The following is a 13,900-nucleotide window of genomic DNA, read 5'->3' as shown; positions in this document are numbered from 1 at the left end:
CCGCACCGCCTCCCTTCTTCCCCCGCGCTGCGTTTCCGTTAGCGCGAAAGAGGCGTGATTGTAGGCAGCTCGCGGCATTCGCGCAAGGGGTTTCTCAAAAAATATAAGGCCCCGCACGCTGCCGCGTGCGGGGCCTTATATAGAAGCAGCCGAACCGTCAGGCCGCGCGCACCTGGCGCGCGACGATCTCCATATAGTGATCGAGATTCGGTGTCACCTTGCCTTCTTCCTTCGCCGTATCGTCCCAACGGCGCAGACGCAGCGCGTCTTCCGCGAACGGGCGTTGCAGGAACGCCGCCGTCTCCTCGTCACTGAAGATACCGCCCTGCAGTGACAGGCTGCGCACCGAATCCGGCGACAGGCTCTCGAAGTAGCCGGCATCCGTCCGGCACAGGCAACGCTTCGCGTCGACGTGCAGACGGATCGGCTCCAGCACCGTGTCGTTGAACAGCGGTCGCAGGAACGGCAGCACGTAATACTGATGCAGATCGTCGATCCCGCGCGCGCTCGGCGTCTCGCCCTGCCGATTCAGCAGATGCCCGAGGTCGTGCAGGAACGCGGCCGCGACCAGCGCGTCGTCAGCGCCCGCTTCCTCCGCCAGCAAGCCGCTCTGCAACGCATGCTCCAGCTGCGTGACCGGTTCTCCGCTATAGGCAACGTGGCCGTGCTCGCGATACAGCCCGTGAATCTCCTCTAACGTCAGTGCCATCCACTTACTCCCAAGGCAACGAAAACGTCTTCAGGTTCGTGAAGCTCTTCATGGCTTCCTGAACGCCTTCCTTGTAGCCGAGCCCCGAATCCTTGATCCCGCCGAACGGCGACAGCTCGATCCGGTATCCGGGCACCTCCCAGACATTCACCGTACCGACGTTCAACTCGTTGACGAACCGCACGACCGCGGCCGTACTGTCCGTACAGACACCCGACGACAATCCGAATGCCGTGCCGTTGCTGATCCGGATCGCATCGTCGATGGTGTCGAACGTCATGACGGGCGAGACGGGGCCGAAGGTCTCCTCGCGCACGATCGTCATCGACGGATCGACGTTGTCGAGCACGGTCGGCGCATACAGCGCACCGCGCCGCACGTTGCCGGTCAGCAATCGCGCACCCTGCGCGACCGCCTCGCCGACCCGCGCCTCGAACAGCCGTGCCGCCGCATCGTCGATCACCGTGCCCATTTCGTTCGCGGGATCGAACGGATCGCCGTACTTCCAGGCACGTGTCTTCTCGACGAGCAGCTCGGTGAACGCCGGCGCGATCGAGCGCTGTACCAGGATCCGCTTGACGGCCGTGCAGCGCTGCCCCGAATTCCGGTACGAGCCGAGCACCGCGAGCGACGCCGCGCGGTCGAGATCCGCATCGTCGAGGACAATCAGCGGATCGTTGCCGCCCAGCTCCAGCACGATGCGCCGGTAGCCGGCCCGCGCGGCAATCGCCTTGCCGATCGACACGCCACCCGTAAACGTAATCAGCGACGCATGCGGATGCGTGACGAGTTCATCCGCGATTTCGCGCGGATCGCCGGTCAGCACCTGCAGCATCGGTTCGGGCAACCCGGCTTCATACAGCAGGTCCGCCAGATAGAACGCCGACAGCGGCACCTTCTCCGACGGCTTCACGATCACGCGGTTGTTGGTCGCGATCGCCGGCGCGATCTTGTGCGCGACCTGGTTCATCGGATGATTGAACGGCGTGATCGCGACGATCACGCCGTCGAGCGGCTGGCGCTGCGAGAACACGCGCCGCGCCTTGCCGTGAGGCGTCAGGTCGCACGAGAAACTCTGCGCGTCGTCGCGCAACGCCTCGACCGACGCGAACTTCAGTACGTCGGCGACGCGGCCGATCTCGTAGCGCGAATCCTGTTTGGACAATCCCGATTCGAGCGTGATCAGGTCGGACGCTTCCTCGGTCCGCTCGCGCAGCAGCGCGGCCGCGCGCTCGAGGATCTGCGAACGCTCATAGCGCGTGAGCGCCGGCCGGTACGCCATCGCATGGTCGAACGCGGCGCGCACGTCGTCGACGCTCGCCAGCGGTGCCGTCCCGACACGCGTGCCGGTGTACGGATCGGTAACGTCGAACACGCGGTCGCGCGTCGCGCGCGTGCCGCACCAGCGCAGCGCCTCGGCGCGAAACGCAGGATGATCCTGTCGGGGATGAGCCATCATGACGCAATCCGGTTCAGCACGAAATCGAAGACGTCGAAGTTGCGCGGACGACGCGCAGGGTCGACTCGCTCGATCCGGCGGTTGAACAGCAACGGCACTTCCTGCTCGGACACGCCGCCGTGCGAACGCAGCGGCACGGTCAACCCGGACAGGTCGTGTTCGCGCGCGCGTGTGCCGAGCGTCATGTCGCGCCGTGCGATCACGACGAGGTCGCCGATCCGGTCGGCCGGCAACTCGAAGCGCGCGGCGGCTTCCGCGTTGTCGAGCACGAGCTCGACACCGTCGAGGCCGCCCACGCGCCACATCGCGTCGGTCCGGTCGACGCCCGGCGCCAGATACACGGTCGCGAACGAGCCGAGCGCGCCGTGGTGCACGACGTACGGATCTGTGATCGGCAGGATCACGCGCGCGGCCTGCGTGCCGAACCAGCCGTCGAACGCGTCCTGCAGATAGATCACGTTCGGGCGGCCCGTCGCCGGGTCGTGCTTCGCGTTCATCCCGTGGTCGGCCGTGAGCCCGATCGCCCAGCCCAGCGCATCGAGCTGCGCGAGATAGCGGTCCATCATCGCGTAGAACGCGTTCGCGCCGGGACTGCCCGGCTCGCACTTGTGCTGCACGTAATCGGTGGTCGACAGGTACATCAGGTCGACCTGGCGCGTCTGCGCGAGCCGCACGCCGGCCGCGAACACGAATTCGGACAGCGCCGCGCTGTACACGTCGGGGGACGGCAGGCCGACCCAGTCGAGCACGTCGACGATCCCGTTTTCCGCGAGATTGGCCTGCGCGGCCTTCTCGGCGGAAAAGCAGATCCCGTTCATCTGCCAGCCGAGCAGCCGGCGCAGCTTGTCTTTGGCCGTGACGACGGCCACCCGCGCGCCTGCGTCGGACGCCGCCGCGAGCAGCGTGCCGGCCCGCAGGTAGGCCGGATCGTTCATCATCACTTCGGCGCCACGACCGCCATCGGCGGCCGGATCCCAGAAGTAGTTGCCGCAGATCCCGTGGACCGACGGCGGCACGCCGCAGACGATCGACAGGTTGTTCGGGTTGGTGAAGGTCGGCACGACGCAATCGGCACGCCACGCGGACCCTTCCGCGATCATCCGGCCGATGAACGGCGCGACGCCGGCTTCCACCGCACGCTCGAGATAGTCGTACTCGCAGCCGTCGACGCACACGACGACGGTCGGTTCGACCGGCAGCCGGTAGCGCCGGCCGTTGACGTCGACGGACCGTCCCGCGAGATCCGTCGACACCTTGCCGGCGGCCGCTTGCTCGCCGGGCAACCGCATCGCGAATGCGGCGTTCATGATGCGGCCCGCTTGCCGCGCGGCACGCGTGCGGCGATCAGCAGCAGCGCCGCGAGCGACGCGCCGAGCATCAGCAACGACAGCGCCGATGCCGGAAGGTAGTAGCCGCGCTCCACCTGGCCGATCACGACGATCGGCACGGTCGCAAAACCGGGCGGATAGACGGTCAGCGTCGCACCGAGCTCGCCGAGCGACAGCGCGAAGCCGAGCGCGAGGCTCGCGCGCAGCGCCGGCACGAGCTGCGGCAGCAGCACGCGGCGCAGCACCATCGCGGGCGGCGCACCGAGGCTTGCCGCCGCTTCGCGCAGCACGGTCAGTTCCGGACGCAGCGCGGCGGCCGCGCAGCGATAGCAGAACGGCAGAATCAGCGCGAGCTGCACGAACACGACGATCGCCGCGGAGCTCGACAGGTCGAACGGTTTCTGGTGATACGCGATCAGCACCGCGAGCCCGAGTACGACGCTCGGCACGCCGTTCGGCACCATCACGAGCGCGTCGACGAGCGCGCCGAGGCCGCGCCGGTCGCGCCCTTCGAGCGCGAGTGCGAGCCACAGCCCGAGGATCGTGCCGATCGCCGACACGCCGAAGCCGATTTCGAGGCTCGTCAGCAGCGCATCGTACTCCGGCGACCCGAGCCGCGCGAACCAGCGCAGGCTATAGCCGGCCGGCAGAATCGTGCCCGACCATTGCGTCGACACGCTCGACAGCGCGACGACCACCACCGGCAGCACGAACAGCCAGAAGCACGCGAACGCGGCCAGCGCGAGCGCCGCACGCGACGCATGCTTGAGCACCGTGTCGCCCCAGTCGATCTGGTGACGCGGCACGGCTTGCCCGATACGGAATTCAGCGGACATCGTTTCCTCCCGTCGCACGCCGGTTCACCCGGCGATACACCGCATAGAGCGCCAGCGACAGCGCGAGCATCACGACCGCGCCGGCCGACGCGGTCGGCAGGTCGAGGTCGACGGTCGCGCTGCTGTAGATCGCGACCGGCAGCGTCACGAGCCGCGCGCTGCCGAGCACGAGCAGGATCCCGAACTCGTTCAGCGTCAGCAGGAAACACAGCACGGTGCCGGCGGCGATGCCCGGCCACGCGATCGGCAGCACGACACGGCGCGCGAGCATCCAGCCCGACGCGCCGAGGCTGCGTGCCGCTTCGATCAGGCGCAGGTCGAGCGTCGCGAACGACGCGAGCGTCGGCCGCACGACGAACGGCGTGTAGAACACGGTCTGCGCGAGAATCACGCCGCCGATGCCGAACAGGAAGTCGAGCGGCGGATTCTCGAGCTGGAACAGGTGCTGCAGCGCAATGCTGACCGAGCCTTGCGAGCCGTACAGGAAGATCAGCGTGAACGCGACCAGGAACGACGGAAACGCGACGTACAGTTCCAGGAAGCGCGTGACGAGCGACGCGCCCGGAAACGGCCTGAAGAACAGCAGCGCGGCCAGCAGCACGCCAAGCACCGACGCGGTGCCGGCGCTCGCGAACAGCACGCCGACGGTCGTCAGCAGCACGTTGCGCGTATCGGGATTGCCGAAGAACGTGCGATATGCGGCGAAGCTCAGCCCGTGATCGCCGGTCACGCTCAGCAGCACGAGCCGCACGAGCGGATAGACGACGAGCGGGCCCAGCACGACGATCGCGAGTGCGGCGAGGTGCAGGTCGCCCATGCGCTTGCGGCGCCGCGCGGCGGCGGCATGCGCGGCGGCCGACGCGAGCGCGCGCGGCGACAGGCCGGCTTCAGGGCTCGATAAGGACGACATCGTCTGCCTCGCAATGCAGGGACACGCGCGCACCGCGCTCGGGAGCCGCGCCGCGGCCGCGTTGCATCGTCACGCGCACGGGTTCGTCGGGCGCCGCGTCGATCACGACCGCGATCGACAGATCCGCGCCCTGCCATTCGACGGACGACACCGTGCCGTGCAGGCCGCCCGCCGCGGGCGGCATCACGGTCAGGCGCTCGGGGCGCACGCACGCGATCCTGCCGCGCACGTCGTGACGCGGATCGCCGAGCGGGAAGATCACGTGCGGCGGCAGCAGGTTGGCCGGGCCGAGATAGCGCGCGACGTAGCCGTCCTGCGGCGCGTCGTACAGCTGCTGCGGCGTGCCGAGCTGCGCGATGCGGCCGTCGCGCATCAACAGCGCGCGATCGGACAGCACGAGCGCGTCGTCGCGATCGTGCGTCACGCAGACGACGGTCAGGTTCGGCAGACGCTCGTGCAGCGCCTTCAGTTCGCTGCGCACCGACGCACGCAGGTTGGCGTCGAGCGCCGACAGCGGCTCGTCGAGCAGCAGCACGTCCGGCTCGATCACGAGCGCGCGGGCCAGCGCGACGCGTTGCTGCATCCCGCCCGACAGTTGCGCGGGCAGGTGGTGGCCGGCATCGCCGAGCTGCACGAGCTTCAGCGCGTCGGCGACGCGGCGCGTCACTTCCGACGAGGCCATCCCGCGGGCGCGCAACCCGAATGCGACGTTCTCGAACACCGACAGGTGCGGGAACAGCGCGTAATTCTGGAACAACAGACCGAGATTGCGCTTGTGCGGCGGCGCATAGGTCAGGTCACGTCCGGCCACGGTCAGCGTGCCGGTCAGGCCCTCGGCCTTCACGAACCCGGCGATGAAGCGCAGCAGCGTGGTCTTGCCGCAGCCGCTCTTGCCGAGCACGGTCAAAAATTCACCGGCGCCGATGGACAGCGACAGATCTTCCAGCACCGTGCGTGCGCCGTAGCGCACGCTCAGGTGTTCGATCTGCACGCCGCCCGGCGCGCCGGACCGCAGCGTCGCTTGCGGTTCGGCGGCGCCGAATGCGCCGGGATGGGTCAGGGTGGTGTCCACCGGGTTCATCCTCTTGCTCACTAATCCAGGCGGCGTGCGCCGATCACTTCGGCTTGACGACGTCGAGCTGCTTGCCCGAGCTGCCGATCACGTCCTTCTTCCAGCGCTCGATCCACTCCGGCTTCTTCGCCATCACCTGGTTCCAGTCGACCGGGATCAGCTTCACGCCCGCGATCGCCTTCTTGACGGCTTCGCCGTTCTTGCCGGCCAGCGGCACGTCGGTACGGCCCGGGATGCCGTACATGTCCGGCACCTTCGACTGCACTTCCGTCGACATCAGGTAGTCGATCAGCTTCTTGCCGGCGTCCTGGTTCGGGCCGCGCTTGATCAGGCCGATGCCGTACGGCAGCTGGAACGTGGTCGGCTGGTCGCCGGCCTTCGCGGCCAGGAAGATCGGCTTGACGGACAGCGCGCCGTGCTCGGCGTCGTCGAGGTCCATCTGCAGGTCGCCGTTCGCGACGCTGATCTCGTTACGCGACAGCAGCACGTTCAGATAGCCGGTGCCCTTCGTGTGGAACTTCACGCTCTGCGACAGCTTCGCGAGGTAGTCGAACGCCTTGTCCTCGCCCATCAGCGTCGTCGTGAGGATCAGCACGGCCATCCCGTCGCCGGCGGTCGCCGGGTTCGAGTACGCGACCTTGCCGGCATAGCTCGGCGACAGCAGGTCGGCGAACGTCTTCGGCTGGTTCTTCACGACGTCCGGGTTGATCGCGAACGAGAAGTAGTTGTTCACGAAGGTCGCCCACGTGCCGTCTTCCGCCTTCGCGATCGCCGGCACGTTCTTGTAGTTGACGCTCTGGTACGCCTGCAGCAGGCCCATCTGGCCGGCTTGCTGGATGAACGGCGGCAGCGTGACGATCACGTCCGCCTTCGGCGAATTCTTCTCGATGTTCGCGCGGTTGACGACCTCGCCGCTGCCCGCCGTCACGATGTTGACCTTGACGCCTTCCTTCTTCTCAAACGCCGGCAGCACATCGCGATAGAGGTTCTCGAGACCGTCCGCCGTGTACAGCACGACCGCGTTCGCCGCATGCGCGGGCATCGCCGCGCCTTGCAGCAGACCGGCAGCGCACGCGGCCAGCGCAATCTTGCGGAACGCGCCGGCAGCGGCGCGCGAGGAATTCTGCAATGTCATCTCACTTCTCCGTAGACGGAACACCAAGCGGCCGGGGCACGATCCGGCTCGTTTCAGTCGAACAGACCGACAACCGGCCTGCATCGCTGCCGCGCTGCAGGTGGTTTCGCGCGGCAACCGAAGGATCACAGCGTTCGATGACAACCCCGTGACGCGTGCCACAATTTCCAAAAAATGACACATTTTGCCAATATCATGCAAGTCATTCAGAAATGCTGCCCCGGCGTTTCGTCCGACCTTTGCTGGAGAAAACCATGTCCGATCCGATTCTGCTGACGCCCGGCCCGCTCACGACGTCCGCCACAACACGCCATGCAATGCAACACGACTGGGGCTCGTGGGACACGGCTTTCAACCGATTGACGGCGAGCGTCTGCGCGGATCTCGTCGCGATCGCGCGCGGCGGCGACGCGTACGTGTGCGTGCCGATGCAGGGCAGCGGCACGTTTTCGGTCGAGGCCGCGCTCGGCACGCTGGTGCCACGCGACGGCGTCGTGCTGGTGCCCGACAACGGCGCGTATTGCGCGCGCATCCTGAAGATCCTCGGCCGGCTCGGCATCGAGGCGATCGCGCTGCCGTTCGGCGAGGACGCAGCGGTCGACCCGGCGGCGGTCGAAGCCGCGTTCGCGCGCGAGCCGCGCATCACGCACGTCGCGCTGGTCCATCTGGAAACCAGCGCCGGCATCCTGAATCCGCTCGACGCGATCGCGGCCGCGTGCCGGCGGCACGGCAAGCGGCTGATCGTCGACGCGATGAGTTCGTTCGGCGCGCTGCCGATCGCGCTGGCGGACAGCGGGATCGACGCGCTGATCTCGGCGAGCGGCAAATGCCTGGAAGGCGTGCCGGGGATGGGGTTCGCGATCGTGCGGCGCGATGCGCTCGACGCGTGCGAAGGCAATTCGCCGTCGCTCGCGCTCGACCTGCACGATCAGTACGCGTACCTGCGCAAGACGGGCCAGTGGCGCTTCACGCCGCCGACCCACGTCATCGCCGCGCTGCGAGCCGCGCTCGACCAGTACCTGGCGGAAGGCGGCCAGCCCGCGCGTGGGGCGCGCTATGGGGAAAACTGCCGGACGCTGGTCGAATCGATGCGCGCGCTCGGCTTCGTGCCGTTCCTCGACGCGCGCGTGCAGGCGCCCGTGATCGTCACGTTCCATGCACCCGACCATCCGGCCTACGATTTCCGCCGCTTCTACGACGCGGTGCGCGATGCGGGCTTCATCCTGTATCCGGGCAAGCTGACGCAACTCGAGACGTTCCGCGTCGGCTGCATCGGCGCGATCGATGCCGGCGACATCCGGCGCGCGGTCGCGGCGATCGCGCAGGCGGTCGAATCGCTCGGGATTGCCGTGCAGCGCGCGTGAGCGCGGCTGCTTGAACCGCCCCGCAAGCGGGCGCGGAAACAAAAAGGCCCGGCGGCCTGCAGGCCGCCGGGCGAACGCACCGAGAGTGCGTGGAGCCGTTGCTTACAGTTCGATCCGCTTGATGTCGCCGACCACGAAGATGTACGACAGCGCGCCGATCAGCGCGATCACGCCGATGAACACGAGCGCGCCGACGAACGACCCGGTCGAGGCGACGATGAAGCCGACGACGAGCGGGGTAACGATCCCCGCGAGGTTCGCCGCGAAGTTGAAGATGCCGCCCGTCACACCGAGCAGGCCGTCCGGCGCGATGTCGGACACGAGCGTCCAGCCGAGCGCGGCCATCCCCTGCGCGAAGAACGCCACCGACATGATCGCGATCACGGCCTCGTTGCTCTGCACGTAGTTCGCGAGAATGATCGTCGACGCGAGCAGCAGGCCGGCGATGATCGGCAGCTTGCGCGCGAGGTTCGCCGACTTGCCGCGACGCAGCAGCCAGTCGGAGAAGATCCCGCCGAACATCACGCCGACCGACGCGGCGATGAACGGCATCACCGCGAAGAAGCCGATCTTCAGCCAGCCCATGTGGCGCTCGGTCGCGAGATAGGTCGGGAACCAGGTCAGGAAGAACACGAGCGTCGAGTTGCCGGCGAACTGGCCGAGGCAGATGCCCGCGAGCTGGCGCTTCTTCAGCAGCCGGCCGGCCATCGACCAGCTGAACGCCTTCTGTTCGCCCTTGCCGGACTTGTCCGCCTTGTCACCGCTCTTGCGCGCACCGTGCACGAGACCGCCGCCCGCTTCGATGTACGCGAGTTCCTCGGCGTTCGCGGCCGGATGGTTGCGCGGCTCGTGATAGAACTTCCACCAGACCAGGCCGAACACGATGCCGATCGCGCCGACCACCCAGAACAGCGAGCGCCAGCCGAACGCGCCCATCAGCGCGAACAGCACGGGGCTGAAGAACGCGAGGCCGATGTACTCGCCGACCGTGTAGGTGCCGGTTGCCATCGCGCGCTCGCTCTGCGGAAACCAGGTCGCGACGACGCGGCTGTTGGTCGGAAAGCACGGCGCCTCCGCGACGCCAAGGCCGAGCCGGCACGCGAGCAGCGTCCCGATGCCGGGCACGAAGCCCTGCAGGAACGTGCACAGCGACCACAGCGTCATCGACCAGTAGTAGGTGACCTTGCTGCCGAGGCGATCGAGGACCAGGCCGCCGGGCACCTGCGCGGCGACGTACGTCCAAGAGAACGCGGAGAACATGATGCCCATCACCGCCGCGTTGATGCCGAGCTCCTTGGTGAGCTGTGGCGCGGCCACCCCCAGCACGGTACGGTCGAGATAGTTGATCATCGTGCCGATCGCGAGCAGCGCGAGAATCTTGTAGCGCGCCGAGGTCCGCCGGACCGTGCCGGCTGCCGCCGCGGGCGCGGCGTTCGTGTGGGTGGTGTGCTGCATGGTCGTCTCCTGGTCTCTTTTTCCAGCTGGTAAGTCGAAGGGTCAGCGCGCGACGAGCGACTGAAAGTGTTCGAACATCCGCTCGTCGTCCGGCGTGCGGCCGGTGAATATCTCGAACGCGTCGACGGCCTGGTACACGGCCATCCCGCCGCCCGGCAGCGTCGCGCAGCCGGCCGCGCGTGCCGCGCGGATCAGTTCGGTTTCGAGCGGGAAATAGACGATGTCGGCAACCCACATCCCCGCGTGGAGCAGTTCGGCCGGCAGCGGCAGGCCCGGATGCTTGGTCATGCCGGTCGGCGTCGCATGGATCAGGCCGGTCGCGGCCTTCATCGCGGCCGCGAGCTCGTCGCCGGCCGTGACCCGCGCGGCCGGGAAGCGCTGCTGCAGCTCGCCCGCGAGCGCGGCGGCCCGAGCGCCGTCGACGTCGAAAATCGCCAGTTCCGCAGCGCCCATTTGCAGCGCCGCATGCGCGACGGCCGCACCCGCGCCGCCCGCACCGAGCTGCACGACGCGCTCGAGCGATGCGCCGGGCAAGCCACGGCGGAACGACTTCGCGAACCCCGACCAGTCGGTGTTGTGGCCGATCCGCTTGCCATCCTTGAACAGCACGGTGTTCACCGCGCCAAGTGCGCGTGCGTCGTCCGACAGCGCGTCGAGGTGCTCGATCACGCGCTGCTTGCACGGATGCGTGATGTTCAGGCCGTTGTAGCCCATCCGCTGCGCGGCCTCGAGCAGTTGCGGCAGCGCGTCGACGGTCAGGCCGAGCGCGTCGAGATCGATGCGGCGGTACACGTAGCCGAATCCTTGGCGGAATCCTTCTTCCTCGTGCATCGCGGGCGACAGCGAACCGCCGATGCCCTGGCCGATCAGGCCGATCAGAAACGACGGGCGGCTCATCGTGCAGCTCCCTGCGCGAACAGCGTCGCCAGGCGCTGCAGCGCGAAGACGTAGCCTTCGGTGCCGCAACCGCAGATCACGGCTTCGGCCACGGCCGACACATACGAGTGGTGACGGAAGGCCTCGCGGCGATGCACGTTGGAGATATGCACCTCGATCACGGGCTTCGCGATCGCGGACAGCGCGTCGGCCAGCGCGACCGACGTGTGCGTGTAGGCAGCCGGGTTGATCACAATGCCGTGCGTGTCGTGACGCGCGGCGTGCAGCCAGTCGATCAGCTGGTGTTCGGCGTTCGACTGACGGAAGTCGATCTCCAGCCCGAGCCCCTCGGCCGCCGTGCGGCAGCGCTGCTCGAGGTCGGCGAGGGTCTCCGCGCCATAAATGTGGGGCTCGCGGGTCCCCAGCAGGTTCAGGTTCGGGCCGTTCAGCACCAGTACCTTGTGCTTGCTCATGATGATTTCTGCTCCAAAAACGGGGGCGGAACGTTAGCGACATCCGCCTCGTGACATCAGGATGTGGCGCTAGTGTGCGCCGGCATGCGCGCGCTGTCTTTCCGGGTTTTCGCTAATTTGTACCATCTAGTTAGTTTGTATAATTCGCCTCACTTCCCTAGTAAATTCGGGATATGGCGTTCGTCGTGAATTCAACGACTGGTTCATTCGGGTCCGATCGGCCGACGCCACACCCCGCTCATCGCAGGATTCGCCCATGCAGCGCTCGATCGCCACGGTGTCACTGTCCGGCACGCTCGCCGAGAAGCTCGCCGCCGTCCAGGCCGCCGGCTTCGACGGTGTCGAAATCTTCGAGAACGACCTCGTCTACTTCGACGGATCGCCCGCCGACGTGCGGCGCATGGCCGCCGATCTCGGCCTCGACATCGTGCTGTTCCAGCCGTTTCGCGACTTCGAGGGCGTGAGCCCGGCCCAGCTCGCGCGCAACCTCGACCGCATCCGCCGCAAGTTCGACGTGATGCACGCCCTCGGCACCGACCGCATCCTCGTGTGCAGCAACGTGTCGCCCGACACGATCGCGGACGACGCGCTGCTGGTCGACCAGCTCGGCGCGCTCGCCGAGGCCGCGCGGCAGGCCGGCGTGGTCGCCGCGTACGAGGCGCTCGCGTGGGGCCGCGTCGTGAAACGGTACGGCCATGCGTGGCAGCTCGTGAAGGCGGTGAACAGCCCGCACCTCGGCCTCGCGCTCGACAGCTTCCATACGTTGTCGCTCGACGATTCGCCGGACGCGATCGCCGACATCCCCGGCGACCGGATCGCGTTCGTGCAGATCGCCGATGCGCCGAAGCTCGCGATGGACGTGCTCGAATGGAGCCGCCACTACCGCTCGTTCCCCGGCCAGGGCGACTTCGACCTCGCGCGCTTCACCGCCCGCGTGATCGAGTCCGGTTACACGGGGCCGCTGTCGCTCGAGATCTTCAACGACGGCTTTCGCGCCGCGCCGACCGCGATCACGGCCGCCGACGGCCACCGCTCGCTGCTCTACCTGGAAGACCTGACACGGGCGCGGCTCGCGCAGGACGGCCGCGCGCCGGCGGCCAGCCAGCCACTGTTCGCGCCGCCGGCGCCGCCCGCGCACGTCGGGTTCCAGTTCATCGAATTCGCGGTCGACGCGCAGGCGGCGGCCACCGTCGGCGCATGGCTCGGCCGGATGCGGTTCCGGCTTGCCGGCCACCACCGGTCGAAGGACGTGACGCTGTTCCAGCACGGCGCCGCGTCGATCGTGCTGAACGCCGAGCGCGACTCGTTCGCCGATGCATTCTTCCAGCAGCACGGGTTGTCGCTGTGTGCGTCGGCGTTCCGCGTCGACGATGCGAAAGTGGCATTCGAGCGCGCGGCCGGCTTCGGCTACGCGCCGTTTTCCGGGCGCGTCGGCCCGAACGAGCGCGTGCTGCCGAGCGTGCAGGCGCCGGACGGCAGCCTCGAATACTTCGTCGACGAGGCGCCGAACGCACCGACGCTGTACGAATCGGATTTCGTGCTGACCGACATCGACGGTCCGAGCGAGGTCGGCCCGTTGACGGGCATCGACCACGTCTGCCTCGCACTGCCGGCCGACGCACTCGATACGTGGATCCTGTTCTTCAAGACCGCATTCGGCTTCGAGGCCGAGCGCAGCTGGCTCGTGCCCGATCCGTACGGGCTGATGCGCAGCCGCGCGGTGCGCAGCGCGGACGGCTCGGTGCGGATCGCGCTGAACGCGTCGGTCGACCGCCATACGGCCGTCGCCGAATCGCTCGACCGCTATCACGGCACCGGGCTGAACCACGTCGCGTTCCGGACCGACGACATCGTGAAGACGGTCGCCGCGTTCGCGGCCGACGGCGTGCCGTTCCTGCGCATCCCGCCGAACTATTACGACGATCTCGCCGCACGCTACGCACTGTCGGACGAGCTGATCGATACGCTGAGCGCCCACCATCTGCTGTACGACCGCGACGAAAACGGCGGCGAATTCCTGCATGCGTATACAGAACTGGTCGACAACCGCTTCTCGCTCGAGATCGTCGAGCGGCGCGGCGGCTACGACGGCTATGGCGCGACCAACGCGGCCGTGCGGCTCGCCGCGCAGGCCCAGCGCCGGAAATAACGGAGAAAGGGAATGTCGTCTCGGGGTCGGACCGGATAAGCCAAACCGGGCGACCTCCGTCACACGCGCACCATCATGGTGAATCCCGCGGCGACACCCCACCCGGCAAGGCCGGCCGCCCGCGCCCGGAGACA

Annotated in this window: 12 protein-coding genes; 2 read left to right on the top strand and 10 right to left on the bottom strand. The window is 67.8% G+C overall.

Annotated features, from left to right (window positions below; translation table 11 throughout):
- Positions 1 to 157: 157 nt before the first annotated feature.
- Genes ACTJKF_RS26180 through phnS form a run of 7 tightly spaced genes read right to left on the bottom strand, consistent with a single transcriptional unit; the run spans position 158 to position 7,449 of the window.
- A complete protein-coding gene (locus tag ACTJKF_RS26180; protein WP_440627411.1) occupies positions 158 to 709 on the bottom strand; it encodes a phosphonate degradation HD-domain oxygenase in 552 nt (183 codons plus the stop codon).
- Between the two features lie 4 nt (positions 710 to 713).
- Positions 714 to 2,168: a phosphonoacetaldehyde dehydrogenase gene (gene phnY, locus ACTJKF_RS26175; protein ID WP_440627410.1), complete on the bottom strand. Its 1,455-nt coding sequence runs from the start codon at positions 2,166 to 2,168 to the stop codon at positions 714 to 716.
- Positions 2,165 to 3,475 (bottom strand): phosphonoacetate hydrolase, encoded by a 1,311-nt coding sequence (phnA, locus tag ACTJKF_RS26170; protein ID WP_440627408.1) that lies wholly within the window; start codon positions 3,473 to 3,475, stop codon positions 2,165 to 2,167. The genes phnY and phnA overlap by 4 nt, the downstream gene beginning before the upstream one ends.
- Positions 3,472 to 4,332, bottom strand: coding sequence for a 2-aminoethylphosphonate ABC transport system, membrane component PhnV (phnV, locus tag ACTJKF_RS26165; protein WP_440627406.1), 861 nt, complete (start codon positions 4,330 to 4,332; stop codon positions 3,472 to 3,474). The genes phnA and phnV overlap by 4 nt, the downstream gene beginning before the upstream one ends.
- Positions 4,322 to 5,242: a 2-aminoethylphosphonate ABC transporter permease subunit gene (gene phnU, locus ACTJKF_RS26160; protein WP_440627404.1), complete on the bottom strand. Its 921-nt coding sequence runs from the start codon at positions 5,240 to 5,242 to the stop codon at positions 4,322 to 4,324. The genes phnV and phnU overlap by 11 nt, the downstream gene beginning before the upstream one ends.
- On the bottom strand, positions 5,220 to 6,323 hold the full coding sequence (phnT, locus tag ACTJKF_RS26155) for a 2-aminoethylphosphonate ABC transport system ATP-binding subunit PhnT (protein ID WP_440627402.1): 1,104 nt from the start codon (positions 6,321 to 6,323) through the stop codon (positions 5,220 to 5,222). The genes phnU and phnT overlap by 23 nt, the downstream gene beginning before the upstream one ends.
- Before the next feature lie 34 nt (positions 6,324 to 6,357).
- Complete coding sequence (phnS, locus tag ACTJKF_RS26150; RefSeq protein WP_440627400.1) at positions 6,358 to 7,449, bottom strand: 2-aminoethylphosphonate ABC transporter substrate-binding protein; 1,092 nt, start codon at positions 7,447 to 7,449, stop codon at positions 6,358 to 6,360.
- A 254-nt stretch (positions 7,450 to 7,703) separates the two neighbouring features.
- Between phnS and ACTJKF_RS26145 the strand changes: the two genes are divergently transcribed.
- The gene (locus ACTJKF_RS26145; RefSeq protein ID WP_440627398.1) at positions 7,704 to 8,813 is read left to right on the top strand and encodes a 2-aminoethylphosphonate--pyruvate transaminase; all 1,110 of its coding nucleotides are present in this window, start codon (positions 7,704 to 7,706) and stop codon (positions 8,811 to 8,813) included.
- Between the two features lie 102 nt (positions 8,814 to 8,915).
- Here ACTJKF_RS26145 and ACTJKF_RS26140 read toward each other — a convergent pair whose 3' ends face one another.
- Genes ACTJKF_RS26140 through aroQ form a run of 3 tightly spaced genes read right to left on the bottom strand, consistent with a single transcriptional unit; the run spans position 8,916 to position 11,617 of the window.
- Entirely contained in the window at positions 8,916 to 10,268 is a 1,353-nt protein-coding gene (locus tag ACTJKF_RS26140; protein ID WP_440627397.1) for an MFS transporter, read from the bottom strand.
- Between the two features lie 42 nt (positions 10,269 to 10,310).
- The gene (locus tag ACTJKF_RS26135) at positions 10,311 to 11,165 is read right to left on the bottom strand and encodes a shikimate dehydrogenase (protein ID WP_440627394.1); all 855 of its coding nucleotides are present in this window, start codon (positions 11,163 to 11,165) and stop codon (positions 10,311 to 10,313) included.
- Positions 11,162 to 11,617 (bottom strand): type II 3-dehydroquinate dehydratase, encoded by a 456-nt coding sequence (aroQ, locus tag ACTJKF_RS26130; protein ID WP_175033764.1) that lies wholly within the window; start codon positions 11,615 to 11,617, stop codon positions 11,162 to 11,164. The genes ACTJKF_RS26135 and aroQ overlap by 4 nt, the downstream gene beginning before the upstream one ends.
- 256 nt (positions 11,618 to 11,873) lie before the next feature.
- Here aroQ and ACTJKF_RS26125 point away from each other — a divergent pair, with 256 nt between their 5' ends.
- Positions 11,874 to 13,766, top strand: coding sequence for a bifunctional sugar phosphate isomerase/epimerase/4-hydroxyphenylpyruvate dioxygenase family protein (locus ACTJKF_RS26125; protein ID WP_440627392.1), 1,893 nt, complete (start codon positions 11,874 to 11,876; stop codon positions 13,764 to 13,766).
- The last annotated feature ends 134 nt before the right edge of the window (positions 13,767 to 13,900 follow it).

The organism is Burkholderia sp. 22313 (genome assembly GCF_052045245.1).
Classification (GTDB): Bacteria; Pseudomonadota; Gammaproteobacteria; order Burkholderiales; family Burkholderiaceae; genus Burkholderia.
Note: the sequence above shows the minus strand (reverse complement) of the source record. Positions and strands in the feature narration are given on the sequence as shown.